This is a genomic window from Enterobacter asburiae (assembly GCF_024599655.1).
Classification (GTDB): domain Bacteria; phylum Pseudomonadota; class Gammaproteobacteria; order Enterobacterales; family Enterobacteriaceae; genus Enterobacter; species Enterobacter asburiae_D.
The window spans coordinates 3,883,496-3,898,917 of the sequence record NZ_CP102247.1; the positions used below are offsets into that span (position 1 = coordinate 3,883,496).

General features: G+C 55.0%; 19 protein-coding genes. 4 read left to right on the top strand and 15 right to left on the bottom strand.

Translation table 11 applies throughout. The features are described from left to right. Positions 1-112: 112 nt before the first annotated feature. Positions 113-1,027: a recombination-associated protein RdgC gene (rdgC, locus tag NQ230_RS18525; RefSeq protein ID WP_023310540.1), complete on the top strand. Its 915-nt coding sequence runs from the start codon at positions 113-115 to the stop codon at positions 1,025-1,027. Positions 1,028-1,073: 46 nt separating this feature from the next. Here the strand turns inward: rdgC and ppnP are convergent, their stop codons facing one another. From ppnP to NQ230_RS18550, 5 genes are all read right to left on the bottom strand, one after another. Then, positions 1,074-1,361 carry a pyrimidine/purine nucleoside phosphorylase gene (gene ppnP, locus NQ230_RS18530; RefSeq protein WP_008503270.1) on the bottom strand — a complete coding sequence of 96 codons (288 nt, stop codon included), beginning with the start codon at positions 1,359-1,361 and terminating at the stop codon, positions 1,074-1,076. Between the two features lie 71 nt (positions 1,362-1,432). Then, positions 1,433-2,110, bottom strand: coding sequence for an AroM family protein (locus NQ230_RS18535; RefSeq protein WP_023334676.1), 678 nt, complete (start codon positions 2,108-2,110; stop codon positions 1,433-1,435). A 237-nt stretch (positions 2,111-2,347) separates the two neighbouring features. Continuing rightward, a complete protein-coding gene (gene yaiA, locus NQ230_RS18540; protein ID WP_032661588.1) occupies positions 2,348-2,539 on the bottom strand; it encodes a protein YaiA in 192 nt (63 codons plus the stop codon). Between the two features lie 44 nt (positions 2,540-2,583). Beyond that, the gene (aroL, locus tag NQ230_RS18545) at positions 2,584-3,108 is read right to left on the bottom strand and encodes a shikimate kinase AroL (protein ID WP_032639634.1); all 525 of its coding nucleotides are present in this window, start codon (positions 3,106-3,108) and stop codon (positions 2,584-2,586) included. Positions 3,109-3,251: 143 nt separating this feature from the next. Further along, entirely contained in the window at positions 3,252-3,710 is a 459-nt protein-coding gene (locus NQ230_RS18550; protein WP_010428006.1) for a YaiI/YqxD family protein, read from the bottom strand. A 97-nt stretch (positions 3,711-3,807) separates the two neighbouring features. On the opposite strand from NQ230_RS18550, the gene proC reads away from it, so the two are divergent. Continuing rightward, the gene (gene proC, locus NQ230_RS18555; protein ID WP_023334673.1) at positions 3,808-4,617 is read left to right on the top strand and encodes a pyrroline-5-carboxylate reductase; all 810 of its coding nucleotides are present in this window, start codon (positions 3,808-3,810) and stop codon (positions 4,615-4,617) included. Between the two features lie 16 nt (positions 4,618-4,633). Here proC and adrA read toward each other — a convergent pair whose 3' ends face one another. From adrA to NQ230_RS18585, 6 genes are all read right to left on the bottom strand, one after another. Further along, on the bottom strand, positions 4,634-5,737 hold the full coding sequence (gene adrA, locus NQ230_RS18560; protein ID WP_159515596.1) for a diguanylate cyclase AdrA: 1,104 nt from the start codon (positions 5,735-5,737) through the stop codon (positions 4,634-4,636). Between the two features lie 102 nt (positions 5,738-5,839). Continuing rightward, a complete protein-coding gene (psiF, locus tag NQ230_RS18565) occupies positions 5,840-6,160 on the bottom strand; it encodes a phosphate starvation-inducible protein PsiF (protein ID WP_023334671.1) in 321 nt (106 codons plus the stop codon). An 89-nt stretch (positions 6,161-6,249) separates the two neighbouring features. Then, entirely contained in the window at positions 6,250-7,665 is a 1,416-nt protein-coding gene (gene phoA / locus NQ230_RS18570) for an alkaline phosphatase (RefSeq protein WP_257258586.1), read from the bottom strand. Positions 7,666-7,764: 99 nt separating this feature from the next. Next, positions 7,765-8,025, bottom strand: a complete 261-nt coding sequence (gene iraP, locus NQ230_RS18575) for an anti-adapter protein IraP (protein WP_024906786.1) — start codon at positions 8,023-8,025, stop codon at positions 7,765-7,767. A 210-nt stretch (positions 8,026-8,235) separates the two neighbouring features. After that, on the bottom strand, positions 8,236-9,450 hold the full coding sequence (locus tag NQ230_RS18580; protein WP_159515594.1) for a multidrug efflux MFS transporter: 1,215 nt from the start codon (positions 9,448-9,450) through the stop codon (positions 8,236-8,238). Between the two features lie 168 nt (positions 9,451-9,618). Beyond that, positions 9,619-10,302 carry an extensin-like domain-containing protein gene (locus NQ230_RS18585; protein WP_257258587.1) on the bottom strand — a complete coding sequence of 228 codons (684 nt, stop codon included), beginning with the start codon at positions 10,300-10,302 and terminating at the stop codon, positions 9,619-9,621. A 104-nt stretch (positions 10,303-10,406) separates the two neighbouring features. Here NQ230_RS18585 and ddlA point away from each other — a divergent pair, with 104 nt between their 5' ends. Further along, the gene (ddlA, locus tag NQ230_RS18590; RefSeq protein ID WP_121425614.1) at positions 10,407-11,507 is read left to right on the top strand and encodes a D-alanine--D-alanine ligase; all 1,101 of its coding nucleotides are present in this window, start codon (positions 10,407-10,409) and stop codon (positions 11,505-11,507) included. Here the strand turns inward: ddlA and NQ230_RS18595 are convergent. Next, positions 11,504-11,740, bottom strand: coding sequence for a DUF2754 domain-containing protein (locus NQ230_RS18595; RefSeq protein WP_023334666.1), 237 nt, complete (start codon positions 11,738-11,740; stop codon positions 11,504-11,506). The two genes, ddlA and NQ230_RS18595, sit on opposite strands and share 4 nt — an antisense overlap. Before the next feature lie 250 nt (positions 11,741-11,990). Here NQ230_RS18595 and NQ230_RS18600 point away from each other — a divergent pair, with 250 nt between their 5' ends. Then, positions 11,991-12,290 carry a DUF2755 family protein gene (locus tag NQ230_RS18600; protein WP_021241681.1) on the top strand — a complete coding sequence of 100 codons (300 nt, stop codon included), beginning with the start codon at positions 11,991-11,993 and terminating at the stop codon, positions 12,288-12,290. On the opposite strand, the gene NQ230_RS18605 is transcribed toward NQ230_RS18600, so the two are convergent. The 3 genes from NQ230_RS18605 to NQ230_RS18615 form a co-directional block, all read right to left on the bottom strand. Next, positions 12,287-13,384 carry a DUF1615 domain-containing protein gene (locus NQ230_RS18605; RefSeq protein ID WP_121425615.1) on the bottom strand — a complete coding sequence of 366 codons (1,098 nt, stop codon included), beginning with the start codon at positions 13,382-13,384 and terminating at the stop codon, positions 12,287-12,289. The genes NQ230_RS18600 and NQ230_RS18605 overlap by 4 nt on opposite strands. A gap of 14 nt (positions 13,385-13,398) precedes the next feature. Beyond that, entirely contained in the window at positions 13,399-14,619 is a 1,221-nt protein-coding gene (gene sbmA, locus NQ230_RS18610) for a peptide antibiotic transporter SbmA (RefSeq protein WP_121425616.1), read from the bottom strand. Between the two features lie 115 nt (positions 14,620-14,734). Further along, positions 14,735-15,268, bottom strand: coding sequence for an isochorismatase family protein (locus tag NQ230_RS18615; protein ID WP_257258590.1), 534 nt, complete (start codon positions 15,266-15,268; stop codon positions 14,735-14,737). Positions 15,269-15,422 lie beyond the last annotated feature (154 nt).

A 15,422-nucleotide genomic window follows, 5' to 3' on the forward strand; every position in this document is an offset into this window, starting at 1 on the left:
CATTATTTTGATTATCAACAGAGTAGAAGCACGCTTCCCGATTAGCAATGCAAGCGATGCGACAATTCGTTATCATGCCCGCTGATTTAACGACAAGGCCGTGGAAATTATCATGCTGTGGTTCAAAAATTTGATGGTTTACCGTCTCAGCCGCGACGTTTCGCTGCGTGCAGAAGAGATGGAAAAACAGTTAGCCGCTTATACCTTTTCCCCTTGCGGTAGCCAGGATATGGCGAAAACCGGTTGGGTTCCGCCAATGGGTTCACAAAGCGATGCACTGACCCACGCCAGCAGCACGGGTCAAATCATCGTCTGCGCCCGTAAAGAAGAGAAAATCCTGCCGACGCCGGTGGTTAAGCAGGCGCTCGAAGCGAAAATTTTCAAGCTGGAAGCCGAACAAGGCCGCAAGCTGAAAAAGACCGAAAAAGATTCGCTGAAAGACGAAGTGCTGCACTCCCTGCTGCCGCGCGCCTTCAGCCGCTTCAGCCAGACTATGATGTGGATCGACACCGTCAACGGGCTGATCATGGTGGACTGCGCCAGCGCCAAGAAAGCAGAAGATACGCTGGCCCTGCTGCGCAAAAGCATCGGCTCTTTACCGGTCGTTCCGCTGGCGCTTGAAACGCCGATCGAGCTGACGCTGACCGAATGGGTACGCAGCGGTGCTGCGGCACAGGGTTTCCAGATTCTTGATGAAGCCGAGCTGAAAGCCCTGCTGGAAGATGGCGGCGTGATCCGCGCGAAGAAGCAGGATCTGGTGAGCGACGAAATCGCCGTACACATCGAAGCGGGTAAAGTGGTCACTAAACTGGCGCTCGACTGGCAGCAGCGTATTCAGTTCGTGATGTGCGACGACGGATCCGTGAAGCGTCTGAAGTTCTGCGACGAGCTGCGCGATCAGAACGAAGATATCGACAGGGAAGATTACGCCCAGCGTTTTGACGCGGACTTCATCCTGATGACCGGCGAGCTGGCCGCGTTGATTCAGAATCTGGTGGAAGGTCTCGGCGGCGAAGCGCAGAGATAATTCCCCCTCACCCTGACCCTCTCCCCAAAGGGGAGAGGGAAAAAGATTATTTCAGGTAGCGGCACAGATAAGAGGTGGGTTCTGCCACCTGCAAATGAAATTCGCTGTGGCCAGGGACGTTGAAAACTTGCCCGGCAGCGTAAACTTTCCATTCCGTTTCACCCGGCAGTAAGACGTTCAGCGCCCCGCTGACGACCGTCATTTCTTCAGCTTCCGCCGTGCCGAAGGTGTATTCCCCTTCCGCCATTACGCCGACACTGGCGCGACCAGTGCTGCTGCTGGTAAAACCAATGGATTTCACTTTACCGGAAAAGTATTCGTTACTTTGAAGCATGAACTGGCCCTTATATTTATAGATAAAAATTCACTATAGGGGCCATGCTCATCACCTGTCACGCAAAATCATTACATGAGGAGTTCCGAGGCCAGGCGAGCCATCAGAACGTTGGATAACAGCACGGGCACATCCAGCGCTTTTTGCAGCAGGTCCCGATGATGCTGGTGGAAACCCAGGCAGTCCAGGATCAAGACGTCCGCCCCTCTCTCAAGCAGTTCCTTCCCGGCAGCAATGAGCTTGGCCTCACTGTCCCAGAACGGATTTGCCAGCGCGTACAAGGGCACTTTTTCCAACACCTGCCATTTTGCCTCCTGGTTATCCATGAGCTCCTCAATGGGAACAATCACACCCACCTGATGACCATCAACGATAGAGGCCACCAGCGGTGGAATGATCCGCATCGGCTCCAGCAAAATCGCATTACGCGCCGTAAGCCCCTTAATGGGTGCGGTACTCATCAGCAAAATAACGTCGTAACCTTGATTATCGAGCACTTCTATCACGCCCTGCAGCGAGCGCTCGATTTTCTGGCGCGAAACGTGCGCCAGTTTACCGTCACTTAATAACGTCGCCAGGGGATCCTCCCCCGCCTCGACAGCGTAGTCTTCCATGACCTCTTCCCGACTCATCTTCCCCAGCAGGCTGAGATGCGTTATCTGTTGTTCAGATACATGCTCGGTTAAGAGCGGTAACACTTCGCTTACAGGGACCACACCAATGGTGAGGATCGCCAACGTTGCCTTCATTTTTATCGCCTTCCATTACTCCAACATCGTGTACACAGGTACAGGCTCACTACGCTGCACAGTTCATTTTTTCAACAAAACAGCACATAGCGTAGCAGGTGATCCCGACATCGAAATGTAAAGATCGCCTGCCGATACCGGAGTTACTTGTAATAACTAAATATTAACTCCTGCTTAACTTTCCCGATGAGTAAAAAGTGTGATTCAGGCACGATATTGGAGCGTTTAGGAAAACATTCAGGTTTTATCGGGATCTTCGTAGCGCCGTTTCGCGTCCAGCGCTTCCTGTTCAGTCTCGTGTTCACTGATCAGCGAGTCCGGTTTGGGGTGATCGGCACGCAGTTGATACCAGGTCACGGTATGGCCCGTATGGCCTTTTTCAACGGTAACAATGCGCGCTTCACGCGGATAGGGAGGTCTGGTTGGCATAGCTCATCCTTTTTTTATGTCTGAGCTATAAGTATAGACGCCGGTTAGCTGGCACAAGCCAAACGCAGGGCGGTAATAATCTGAATCACAACGTCTTCGGGAGACGCTGACGCATCCACCACGTGGTGAGCCGCCTCGCGGTATAACGCATCGCGTTCGGCCAGCACTTCACTCACTTCTTCGTTGAGCGGCCTGGAGGTCAGCGCGGGGCGCTGCCCCTCTTCCGGAAACGCTTCCAGACGCCCCACGAGAGCCGACACCGGCGCGCTGAGATAAATCACAATCCCCTTTTCGCGCATAAAGTGACGATTACACTCCGCCAGAACAATGCCACCCCCGGTCGCGATCACGGCAGACGGGGTAGTGACCGCTTTCAGCGCGGCGGTTTCGCGTGCGCGAAAGCTCTCCCATCCCTCTTGCTCAACGATCTCAGCGATGGTTTTTCCGGCCTCGGTTTGCAGCCAGTGGTCGGTATCAACAAACTGGCGATGACACACGCGTGCCAGCTCCAGGCCAACGGTGGTTTTCCCACAGCCGCGGGGGCCAACTAAAAAGATGGGTTGGGTCATGCCAGGTGTTCCCCTTGATGCCGAATGGCTGAAGAGTGTAAAGAAATAATTGCAGAAGATGTTGCGATTACTTTACTGCAAAGCGGTACGGGATGACAACCCTGTGGAGGCCACACTGTACCACAAATTGACAATAATTATCATTACGCTGTGCGGCGCTTCACTTCCAGCAGCCATTTATCCAGCTCGGCAGCAAACTGCTGGCGATCGCGCTGGGACAGGCTGTCCGGTCCACCGGTCTGCACGCCGCTGGCCCGCATCGTATCCATAAAATCGCGCATGGTGAGCTTTTCCCGAATGGTCGAAGGCGAATAACGTTCCCCGCGCGGATTGAGCGCCGCCGCCCCTTTCTCCAGCACTTCGGCGGCCAGCGGAATATCCGCCGTGATCACCAGATCCTCCGCGCTGCACAGGCGAACAATTTCGTTATCCGCCACGTCGAACCCGGCCGGCACGCGCAAAGAGCGGATGAACCGCGAAGGCGGTACGCGAATATTCTGGTTTGCCACCAGCGTCAGCGGCATCTGAACGCGCTCGGCGGCGCGAAACAAAATCTCTTTAATCACATTCGGACACGCGTCCGCATCAACCCAAATCGCCATATTGTCTCCCCATAATGACTCTGTCGACTATTGTCGCCTGCATTTCGTTGTTAAGCTATCAATCAGAGAAAACAACGCATAATGACGGAGAATCGTGATGGACAAGAAAATCGGGTTTATCGGCTGCGGTAACATGGGCAAAGCCATCCTGGGCGGTCTGATCGCCAGCGGGCAGGTGCTGCCGGGTCAGATTTGGGTCTATACCCCGTCACCGGACAAGGTCGCCGCGTTGCGCGATCAATACGGGATCAACGCAGCCGTTAGCGCACAGGAAGTGGCCCAGGTCGCCGATATCGTCTTTGGCGCCGTCAAGCCAAACATCATGATCAAAGTGCTGAGCGATATCACCTCCAGCCTGAATAAAGAGACGCTGGTCGTGTCGATTGCCGCGGGCGTCACGCTCGATCAGCTGGCGCGCGCGCTGGGTCACGATCGTAAAATCGTCCGCGCGATGCCCAACACTCCTTCGCTGGTCAACGCTGGCATGACCTCCGTCACGCCTAACGCGCTGGTGACGACGGAAGAAGTGGCCGATGTGCTGAACATTTTCCGCTGCTTCGGTGAAGCTGAAGTGATAGCCGAATCGATGATCCATCCGGTGGTTGGCGTGAGCGGCTCAGCCCCTGCCTATGTTTTCATGTTCTTAGAAGCGATGGCGGATGCCGCCGTGCTTGGCGGAATGCCGCGCGCGCAGGCGTATAAGTTCGCCGCGCAGGCCGTCATGGGCTCCGCCAAAATGGTGCTGGAAACCGGCAAACACCCGGGCGAGCTGAAGGATATGGTCTGCTCCCCAGGCGGTACCACCATCGAAGCGGTGCGGGTGCTGGAAGAGCGCGGGTTCCGCTCGGCGGTCATTGAAGCGATGGCAAAATGCATGGAAAAATCGGAGAAGCTGAGTAAATCCTGATCCTCTCGGTCGGGCGTCAGGCCGCCACTTCGGTGCGGCCGCGTCCGGCATTTTTCGCCTTATACAACGCCACGTCAGCCGCCTTCAGCCATTCCCGATAGTGTCCAAACTGCGGTCCCCAGGGGGCAACGCCGACGCTGATGCGCAGCGCTTCTTTTGGCGCGCACGGTAACGTCAGCTTTTCCAGCCGCTCATGCAGCCGCGACATCACGGCGATGGCGCTTTCCGCCGCCGTCTGCGACATGATCACCGCAAACTCATCCCCGCCAAACCGGCCGATCGCATCGCCTGACCGCACTGACCGCTGGAGCTGACGCGTAATCGCAACGATCGCCTCGTCGCCCACGTCGTGTCCCCAGGTGTCGTTGATGTTTTTAAAGTGGTCGATATCAATCAGCAGTATCGTGGCGGTGCTGTGGTCGCGCCGACAGTGCTCAAATTCATTTCGCAGCAGCATTTCCCAGTGTCGGCGGTTAAAGACCCCGGTCATGCCGTCGCGAGTGCTCATCATTTCCAGCCGCCGCTTGTGCTCCGCAAGCCTGACGGCGGTGCGGTGGCTGAGCCAGGCAAACAGCATGGGATAAAGCATGAGTACGGGCAGCGTTAAGCCCCACTCCACGGGGTCGGGGTTGAAGACGGCCACCTTCCCGACGAGCGGCAGGGTCACCAGCGCGGAGAGCAGCGTCAACAGGATCCCAGGGATGAACAGGCGACAGCCCCCGGAGCCCATCATATTCATCCCCACCATCATCACCAGCGCTGCCGTGGGTAACGCATTCATCCCCATCACGCCGATCCAGAGCCCGGCAATAATGGCATCGATTTTAAGATTAAAAATTTCCTGCTGATGAGGTGAAGCGGCACGGCAGGATAGCTGCCAGGCGAAATGGGGCCAGACGAACGCCCACCCCACCAGTAAAAGCCACCAGCCGCCGGGTAAAAAATGGGTGACCAGCATCCCTGCAATCGAAAAAAACATCGCCGCCAGCCCGACGGCGCGCGCCAGCCGAACTCGCCGGGCAAACTGAATGCCGGCGCGGTGAGGGTCATCCTGAGAAAGGGTTAAATTCCACTCTTCCCGAATGCGCTTTTTGTTGTAATACGTTTCATCATTCATCATTTTTGGGAATATTCTGAAACAATTTCCCAAATTATAGAGAGGGGGTCTGCGGGGAAAGTATGAAATTTCGGGTGAGCCGCCGAAGCCGCTCACCCGTTAGAACTACACTTTTTTCTTCAGGCAAGCACTCATGAACTTGCTGCGATCGTCCCCTTTCAGGGACTGCTCGGTCGCTTTCGCATTACACTCGCGCATTTTTTGCTGCTGTGGCGTCAGGCTTTTTTCAGCCGGTTTCGCGGCACCGTTTTTAAGGCAGTCGCTCATGTAGGTCTTGCGGGCATCTCCCTTCAGACTCTGAGACGTCGCCTGTTGATTACAGGTGGTCATACGCTGTTGTTGCGGCGTTAGCGTTTTCTCTTCCGCGTTCGCCGATGCGACCAGGAACAGGCCGGAGAGCAGAGTAACCAGTAATGTTGTTTTCATTGCACCATCCTTTTGTGAACATTCCCTGTAAGTCTGGTTCGTGACAGGAAAAAAACCACCCGGCAGATGTGATTTCCGCCGGGATTTTATCATTTAAGACCCAGCGCCACCTTCATGGTGTAGAACAGATCCGTTTGATCGGTCAGGCCTACCACGTTTGCCGCGTGCGGACCGTAGGCTGCAATGCGCAGCTGGGTGCCCGTATGCTCCATGGACTCTTCTTCAGAGTTTCCATAGCTCAGCACCATAACGGCACCATCTTTGGTATTCAGCGCCTGCGTCAGGCCAGGGGCTTTGGTATCTGGCGGAATGATCTGGCTGGCGTGCGCATGGTCCGCGGTGACGATCACCAGGGTATTGCCGTCTTTTTTCGCAAACTCAAGCGCCTTCTGCACCGCTTCGTCCAGATCGACGGTTTCGCCAATCTGACCGCACGGGTTCGCCGCATGATCCTGCTTATCGATCGACGCGCCTTCTACCTGCAGGAAGAACCCTTTTTCGCTCTTGCTCAGCAGAGAGATGGCTTTATCGGTCATCGCCGCCAGCGTCGGCACGCTGTCCGTGCGTTTCGGGTTCGGGGTGCAGGTCACGGCAGGTTTATCGATATTGCCGTGATAAGAGGCCTTTGGTCCTTCCCAGCGCACGGGCATGTTGCCTTCAGAGAATAACCCCAGCAGCGGTTTGTCCTGGTTCGCGTCGGTAATTGCTGCCAGCGAACTGGCGTCACTCACCAGCTGATAGCCGCGGGCCTGCGCCTGCTCGCGCAGCGTTTTGCCCTGCCACTCGCCCGCCGTCGCGGTTTCTGCGAAGGTTTTCGCGCCGCCGCCCAGGGTCACGTCAGGACGCGCGTTCAGCAGCTGTTCCGTAATCGACCCTTTGCCGCCTTTTTCCAGCGCGTTCGTTGGGCATTTTTCGCTGGTCACTGTCGGGCCGTAGCATTTACGCGAGGTCACGTGCGCCACCAGCGCCGCGGGCGTCGCATCCTGAAGTTCAGCGGTAGAGACGTTGCCGGTCGCCAGCCCCGCCGCTTTTGCCATCTCCAGAAGGGTTTGATGATCTTTTTCGTGAATATCCACACCCAGCGCGCCATTATAGGTTTTCACGCCGGTGGACCACGCCGTTGCAGAGGCCGCGGAGTCCGTTACGTAATCCGGTTTACCGGTTTTTTTATCCAGCGCGTAATGGGTATATTGTCCGGTCAGCGGCAATGCGTCGATGCCTTTAAAAAAGCCGCCCGCACCCTCGGCATAATTTCGCGCCGCCGTGATTTCGGAATCGCCCATTCCATCGCCAATCAGCAGAATAATATTTTTCGCCGGCTTATCATTCAGCGAAGCGCGAATAGCGGCAGTTTGATCTTCTGATAAACGGCGTGCGCCGCCAGGCTGGGTGATATCCCCTTTTGCCGCACGATTATCCAGCACGCTGGTTTGGGCAGTATCGGCATAAATGGCAGGGGTAATTAACAGGGGAAGTAATGCGATGAAAAGTGCGCTCTGTTTCAATTTATTTTCTCCATGTACAAATACATAAAAATAAAAACAGAGCGACTATAGGCATCCTGCATGACAATTCTATGACACGTCGTTACGTCCTATGACGGTTTAGCTGCGCGGATGCCTTAACAGCTTCTTTACGTACTGGTGGAGCATCTCGGCATCCTCAACCGGAACCTGTGATTCAGGCCTGACGCTGTCCAGCGCGCCTTCCACACTCTCAATCAACGCCTGTTGATCGGTTTTCGCCATTTGTCGCAGCAGCGCGGTGACCACAATTTCCAGCGCTTCGACCTGGGCGACCAGCTCTTTTGACTCTTCTTCCTTTTGTGCCAGCTTGACCAGCAATTCAGCAATGAGATTTTTCATCGTGCCAGTTCCTTTTTCAGTTTTGTCTGAAGTTAGCATTCTGAATCCATAATGCAAAGAGAAGAAATTTATTAGAGTATGCAAAAGTGACGCAGGAATGAAAATAAAGGGCCGTCGCGGTGAGCGAAACGTTTTTCTATAAAAAAACGCCGCATTTCGTTATATAAAAATGCGGCTACTATAATAATATATAATACATCAGTGAAACGATTATCTCGACGATTTCGCTTCCGCCATTTGTCTGCGGCGACGCAGCGCAATAGCCAGCTGGATAATATTGATTAAAACGACAATCGCCGTGGCCGCAAATACCCAACGAAAACCGGCCATCGCGGAAACGGATGCGCCAATAAGCGGACCGGCAACATTCCCCAGATACATAAATGACTGGTTATATCCAAAGATACGCCCCGTCACCTGGTCGCTGGAATATTTAACCAGCAGGGTCTGTACCGCGGGCAACATTGCGCCATCAGCAAACCCGAGCAGAAATCGCAATACGCCAAGCTGAAGCGGAGAGGTGACAAACGACATCGCGAAGAAGAGCACGACCGCAAAGATCAGCGTCGCCATCAGGATGCGCGCCGTGCCGATCCTGTCACCCAGTTTTCCCAGACGCGGTGCGGAAATCAGAGCGGATACGCCCGGCACGGCGGCAATCATGCCGCTCAGAAAAGCGATATTTGTACTTTCCGGCTCCATCGACTTGATAAACAGCGCCAGAATCGGACCGACCGAACCGTTACAGAGCTGGATAACCATAGTGGTCACAAACAGGCTGATCATCAGTCCCGGATAGGGCAACGAGGCGAAGACGGCCTTGCCGCTCAGGCGTTCAGATTTACTGATAACCGGGCGGCCCCCCTCTTTGATAAGAAAGAGCGTGACCAGAAAACTGATCACCAGCAGGATCGCGGTGATGATAAATACCGCGCGCAGCCCGACGTGGTCCGCCAGAAAGCCCCCCAACAGCGGACCGCCGATGACGCCGCTGATCTGCGCCGTGGAGAGCGTACTCAGCGCCCAGCCGCTACGCTCGCGCGGCACCTGAGAGGCGACCAGCGCCATGGCATTCGGAATGTACCCGGACGTCAGCCCCATCACCGCGCGCAGGAAAAACAGCTGCCAGACGTTGGTGGCGAAGGCCTGCAGCAGAATGGCAATCGCCATCCCGAGCGAGGCGCGCAGCAGCATCAGTTTTCGGCCTTTCCGATCCGCCAGGCTGCCCCACATCGGTGACACAATGGCGGAGACCAGAAACGTGACGCTGAACGTCAGGCCGGACCACATGGAGAGCGCTTCATGCGAAGTCACCCCCAGCTGCGAGACGTACAGCGGCAGGAACGGCAGGATCTGGCTGATGGCGAGCCCGGTAAAGAAGCAGCCGAACCAGACCGAGATGAGATTAACTTTCCAGGATTCCATAAAGAAATAGTCTTCATTTTTAGGCGAATTCGCCTACAGATTAGCAAGTTACGCGTTTTGACGTCGCACCAGAGATGCGGCCTGACTGACTTTGGTGTTTTATCTTCCCAGTCATCATATTTGTGAAATAAGTCACAATTCATCCATTTTCTGGCGGAATATTATGCTTCACCGACAGAGTCCGAAACCGCGCATTCCCAGATGAAAATGGTTGGCATGCGCCGCGTTATACTCCGGCCCGAGGCCGTTTCCGTAGTAGCCGCAGCTTGCCGCCAGCATTGCCTTCAGCCAGGGCTGCGTTGTTGCCGCCTTCCAGCCGTTCAGCACCGTGACGCGTTCCCCGTTCGCCAGCCGAAAAGCGGCGACATCCAGCGCCTCAGCCGTGGCATGTTCACTGCGTCGCGCGTCAGGGCGGTGGTAAATATTGCGGCAGGCAAAGCTGCCGAGGTGATCGATGCGCGCCAGGTCGCTGCCCGTATAGCGTTTTGTCAGCGGCCGGGCCTGCTGGCTGATAAACAGCGCAGAGCCGAGCGCCAGCGGACAGCTGGCAAGAAAGCTGCTGTTCAGGCCGACCGGGCCGAAGTCGCGCACGCGCACGACGTTGTTAAGCGGACACGCGCCGCCGCTGTCGGCCACCGACTGGGTGCGGATGAGATCTCTTTGGTTAGCCTGCGACAGCAGGCTCGCGCACGCCTCGGGAGTTAAGTGCCGAAGCTTATACTGGGTGATTCGGCCCGGCGGGTCGTCAAGCGTCAGCGGCATGAAAGGGTTGTAGTAGGACGGCAACCAGCGGTAACCCACCGTTGCAAAGGCCACAATGATGAAAACGGTCAGCAGCGTTTTTCCTTTCACTCTCCCCCCCTCAACATTCCCCAAAACATTATGGCAGAAGGCCGCGAAACCCGCCGGGCATCGTGGTATGTTATTGGCTTTTCGTCAGACTGGAAGAGAGTGAGATGGCTAAGCAGCGCGTAGGTATTGTCTTTGGGGGAAAATCAGCTGAGCACGAAGTGTCATTGCAATCGGCCAAGAATATCGTTGATGCGATCGATAAAAGCCGCTTCGACGTGGTGCTGCTGGGCATTGATAAACAGGGCCAGTGGCACGTTAACGATGCCAGCCAGTATCTGCTGAACGCTCACGATCCGGCACACATCGCCCTTAATCCTTCAGAAGTGAGCGTCGCCACCGTACCCGGCGTCGTGAAGGGGCAGCTCATCGACGCCGGCAACGCGCAGGCACTCGCCCAGATCGACGTTGTCTTCCCCATCGTTCACGGCACTCTGGGGGAAGATGGTTCCCTGCAGGGAATGCTGCGCATGGCCAACCTGCCGTTCGTCGGCTCGGACGTCCTCGGCTCTGCCGCGTGCATGGACAAAGACGTCACCAAACGCCTGCTGCGCGATGCCGGGCTGAACATTGCGCCATTCGTGACCCTCACCCGCGCCAACCGCGACAAGCACAGCTTCGCGCAAATTAGCGGAGATCTCGGTCTGCCGCTGTTTGTGAAGCCGGCAAATCAGGGCTCTTCCGTGGGCGTCAGCAAAGTCACCAGCGAAGCAGAGTTCACGCAGGCCGTCCGTCTGGCGTTTGAGTTCGACCATAAAGTGGTGGTTGAACAGGGTATTAAAGGCCGTGAAATTGAGTGCGCCGTGCTGGGCAACGATTTTCCACAGGCGAGCACCTGCGGCGAAGTGGTCTTAAACAGCGACTTCTACTCGTACGACACCAAATACATTGATGACAAAGGCGCGCAGGTTGTCGTTCCTGCGGATATCGATCCGGCGATTAACGATAAGATCCGGGCGATCGCCATTCGCGCTTATCAGGCGCTCGGCTGCTGCGGCATGGCGCGCGTGGATGTGTTCCTGACGCCGGAAAACGAGGTGGTAATCAATGAAATCAACACGCTGCCGGGGTTCACTAACATCAGCATGTATCCGAAACTGTGGAAGGCGAGCGGCCTGAGCTACCCGGAACTGATCACCCGCCTGATCGAACTGGCGCTGGAGCGTCACGCCGCCGACAGCGCGCTTAAAAGCTCCGTAAACGGTTAATCGGCGCGCTTCGCCGACTCCGCCTCATCCGCTGTCGTCTCTTCAGGACGACGGCGGATAATCAACCCCGCCAGCCAGAAACTTATCACCCAGGTCACCAGCCCGACGGCATACGTTTGCCACCCTTTTGCTTCAAACCCCAGCAGGCCCACGACACCGTTAAGAATAAAGATCAGCCCGATAGCAAAGGCGTAGTAGTGCCAGTCACGGCGTAGTTTGGACGTGAGCTTCATAACAACTCCGGCAGGAAAAAAAAGACATCCTCTCACAGTTTTTCGGCCAGGTCTGTGGCAGATACGGAAATTCTGAAACGCGACGCAATTTCACTTAAGTGATGAAATTGTGATGTGCTGCAGAAATCGACAATCCAGGAGGATTCCGGCGCGTAAATTACCACGATTCTGATATTGACAAATGCGATGACCTGTCAAACTCACCCTGTAAGAAGCGTATTAAAACAGAGTGATACCACGGGAGGTCAACATGGCTGACTTTACATTGTCGAAACCGATTTTTGGCGGCAAACCAAAAACCTCCACGGCGGGTAATATTGCTTATGCCCTGTTTGTCCTGTTCTGCTTCTGGGCCGGCTCACAGCTGCTCAATATGCTGGTCCATGCGCCAGGCGTTTATGAACACCTGATGCAGGTACAGGATAATGGACGTCCGCGAGTTGAGATTGGCTTTGGTGTCAGCACCCTGTTCGGCCTCATCCCCTTCCTCGCGGGATGTATGATTCTGGGCGTTGTGGCGTTAGTGTTGCGCTTTCGCCGTCGCCATTAAAGCCCCATACAGCGAGCCCGGCGATCGTCCACGCGTTTTGCGAACCATGCGGTGGTGAGGTTACGCGTGATCTTCGGGCTTTCCAGCTGGATCCCCGGCAGGATAGCCCTCGGTAACGTTTTCCCACTTTTCTGCTCTGCAAGCGCAAACACCTTCTTGTACAGATCCGTTTTCTCAAATGCCAGGCTGTCGCCTTTTTCAAGCTGACGACGAATGTCGCTGTTGCTCAAGCCAAGCGTGTTGGATAATTTCCGTACTGCCAGCTCGGTGCTTCCCGCCTCGCTGCTGCCGTAAGCGATGAGATCGCCGTCCAGCGCCAGCTTGACGCCGCTTGCGCGGCTGACCGCACTCTGGAATGCCGCGTTACGGCTGGCATACCAGCCCGCGTTAAAGTCGGCAAAGCGGTACAGCGGCTCATCATAGTTCGCCGGATAGTTCAGCAGATGATACGTGCCGAACCACAGCCCACCGCGCAGGGAGAAGACCTCCTGGCGCACGGTACCGTCGATTTTCCACGGGTAGCCGTCGGTATGCTTCTCCGCGAACGCAATGCTCACCTGCATCGGGCCACCGGTGTGTACCGGGTTCAGCGAGCCAAACAGCTTCTGCCCCATCGGGACCATACTGATGAAATCATCAAAGACGGCGCTAAGCTGTTTTTCGGTTTTCACCGCATCCAGTCGCTCGCTGTAGCTTTTGCCGTTAGGCGAGGTGATTTTAAGCGCGGTATGCACGAGGAACACCGGGATATGCATAGATTCCGCGCGGCGGTCGATCTCTTTCCAGGCAATTTTGTTCAGACCCGGCACCACCGGGTCTGACTGGTACATTGACTCCTGCTGCGCCACCGCCAGCACCGAGCAGATATTCTCCTCGGTCGGCGCGATCTTTTGGCTTTCAAAGGTTTTTGCCAGCGCATCTGCCCACGCGTTGCGATCCTTCACGCTGGCGGGCATTTTCTGCCGCACTACGCTCGCCACATCGACGGGCTTCTCCCCCTTTTTGAGCGGAGCGGCCCCTTTTTCGGCACAGCCTGCCAGCACAAGAGCGGCCAGCAAGGACAACGGTAACGCGCGCGGTACGGCAAAAGACATAGCAACTTCCTGTATTAGCTAAATGTGTTGGTGACTTCCTGCAGGTCACGATCGTCCAGCTCACGTTCAAAACTACGTAAACGTTTATAGATAGACATCAGTTCTACCAAGGTGGTCCAGGAGCTGATCAGGTACTGGAATGAACTTCTTACCTGATCGAACACGTTGGTAATTTGGGTCATCAACCCCAAGGTAATTGTCCCTGCGACAATTGACGGGAACAACAGGACTATTCCAAAAACAGTATCGGCCTGAAGATATAAAATGCGGGCTATGTTGAAATACATGTAGTGGAAGTAGAGCTTAAAATAGTTAAAACGGACGTTCTGAAATAACTCTTTTACCGTTGGTGGCGCAGCTCGTGATGGGTCATCCTCACCGTAAACAAGCTCTTTACGGTAAGCCGCTTCCACGCGCTGATTTTTAAATTGTAATCCCGGCAATTTGATCCCCACTACAGCAAGAAGCCCAGTCCCCATAAGAGACCAGACTAGTGCCGCAATAACCAAACCATAGGGTAAATGACCAACAATTGGAAGTTCAGGCACATGGGGTGAAAGTGCAATCAAAATCGGTAAAAAAGCGATAAGTTTCATCACAGCATTAAGCAAGCTGACCCCCATGTCCTCCAGCGTTGAGGCAAAACGCATGGTGTCTTCCTGTACACGCTGTGCTGCACCTTCGATGTGCCGCAGTCGTTGCCAATTTGCCATGTAATATTCGTTCATAGCAGTACGCCAACGGAAAACGTAATGGCTAACGAAGAAATTATTAAGCACTGCCACAGTTACTGCAATCATGGCTATGCCAGTAAAACTAACGAGACTGGCATAGAGTTCACCAATCGGAACCTTATTCGGGGCGCTTAGTGCTTTTTGGATCAGATCGTAGAAGGGTGCATACCATGCATTAATTGCAACGCTCACTTCGACCATGAACCAGGTAACAAAAATGATCAGTGCAGATCCTAAAATCGACCAAAACTGCCAACGATGCGGAGAATATTTAAACCAGAAGAGAGCGAACAGCCCCACACATACCGTGTAGTAGGCATAAAACACCACAAAGCTCAGCGACCAGAAGCGCGCCGCGCTAATCGGCACCTCGCCCGTTGCACCCGTGATGCGCGTCAGCCATGCGCCGCCGCCCGCCTGCCAGAAAATGACAGCGATGAGTGCCCAAATAAATGCCGACAGGAAAAAAGGCCCCGGCTTTGGGAAAAAAGACTTAAACATAATGCTTCCTTCTTGTTGTTATGGCTGTTGCTGTGCACAACACGTTACCACACGAAAAACGTGCCCGAGCCAGCCTCCCGGCCCGGGCAAAAAGGTCAGACCCGAGGGTTGATTATTAGTTCGCTTTCCAGTTTTCGAGAATTGTTTCGGTGCGTTTCACTGCAAGAGGATTCGCCGGCGCGATGAAGTTACGCCACACGTCGTTGTGGTGGTTAATCACGATCTGCGCATCTGCCGCCGGGCGATTGGCGGTAGTGTGGGCATCTTCCGCCACGGTGATGTGATAACCCCGGCTGACGCCGTTCTTAACCGTCGCATCGACGCAGTAATCGGTGGCGCAGCCGCAGATGACAAACTCGCGAATGCCCTGCTCACGCAGCAGCGCCTCAAGCACGGTGTTATAGAAGGCATCGCAGGCGGTTTTGGTCACGTAAAGCGCGTCAGCTGGCTGATGGAGTTCAGGCAGCAGCGCGAACCCTTCACTTCCCTCTTCCAGGCCCCCGTCCTCGGTGTGCTGAATAAAAATCACCTTGTCGGCTGCCTGCGTAAGCTGGTTGATCAGAGAGACACACTTTTCGTGCTGATGACGAGGGGTTTCAAATACCCCGTTCTGCATATCGACAACCATAACCACAAGCTTCTCAGACATACCGTTCTCCGTAAGATTGAGTGACACTGGTGCCTATCATAAGCCCGATGTCACAAAATGGGAGATGGCTCGTCAGTAAATTGTTCATATTTACCCATGGTTACGTTTTTCTCGCTATCGTTATGCAATTCGGGGCATTGCGCGGTTCCGATTA

Bases quoted from the DNA above. Each gene is read 5' to 3' on its own strand.
- ddlA (WP_121425614.1), top strand. From the start codon at position 10,407: ATGGCTAAGCAGCGCGTAGGTATTGTCTTTGGGGGAAAATCAGCTGAG.
- proC (WP_023334673.1), top strand. From the start codon at position 3,808: ATGGACAAGAAAATCGGGTTTATCGGCTGCGGTAACATGGGCAAAGCC.
- ppnP (WP_008503270.1), bottom strand. From the start codon at position 1,361: ATGCTTCAAAGTAACGAATACTTTTCCGGTAAAGTGAAATCCATTGGT.
- NQ230_RS18615 (WP_257258590.1), bottom strand. From the start codon at position 15,268: ATGTCTGAGAAGCTTGTGGTTATGGTTGTCGATATGCAGAACGGGGTA.
- iraP (WP_024906786.1), bottom strand. From the start codon at position 8,025: ATGAAAAATCTCATTGCTGAATTGCTGGTCAAGCTGGCACAAAAGGAA.
- rdgC (WP_023310540.1), top strand. From the start codon at position 113: ATGCTGTGGTTCAAAAATTTGATGGTTTACCGTCTCAGCCGCGACGTT.
- NQ230_RS18600 (WP_021241681.1), top strand. From the start codon at position 11,991: ATGGCTGACTTTACATTGTCGAAACCGATTTTTGGCGGCAAACCAAAA.
- NQ230_RS18595 (WP_023334666.1), bottom strand. From the start codon at position 11,740: ATGAAGCTCACGTCCAAACTACGCCGTGACTGGCACTACTACGCCTTT.
- aroL (WP_032639634.1), bottom strand. From the start codon at position 3,108: ATGACCCAACCCATCTTTTTAGTTGGCCCCCGCGGCTGTGGGAAAACC.
- NQ230_RS18580 (WP_159515594.1), bottom strand. From the start codon at position 9,450: ATGGAATCCTGGAAAGTTAATCTCATCTCGGTCTGGTTCGGCTGCTTC.
- NQ230_RS18605 (WP_121425615.1), bottom strand. From the start codon at position 13,384: ATGTCTTTTGCCGTACCGCGCGCGTTACCGTTGTCCTTGCTGGCCGCT.
- psiF (WP_023334671.1), bottom strand. From the start codon at position 6,160: ATGAAAACAACATTACTGGTTACTCTGCTCTCCGGCCTGTTCCTGGTC.
- NQ230_RS18535 (WP_023334676.1), bottom strand. From the start codon at position 2,110: ATGAAGGCAACGTTGGCGATCCTCACCATTGGTGTGGTCCCTGTAAGC.
- yaiA (WP_032661588.1), bottom strand. From the start codon at position 2,539: ATGCCAACCAGACCTCCCTATCCGCGTGAAGCGCGCATTGTTACCGTT.
- NQ230_RS18550 (WP_010428006.1), bottom strand. From the start codon at position 3,710: ATGGCGATTTGGGTTGATGCGGACGCGTGTCCGAATGTGATTAAAGAG.
- sbmA (WP_121425616.1), bottom strand. From the start codon at position 14,619: ATGTTTAAGTCTTTTTTCCCAAAGCCGGGGCCTTTTTTCCTGTCGGCA.
- adrA (WP_159515596.1), bottom strand. From the start codon at position 5,737: ATGATGAATGATGAAACGTATTACAACAAAAAGCGCATTCGGGAAGAG.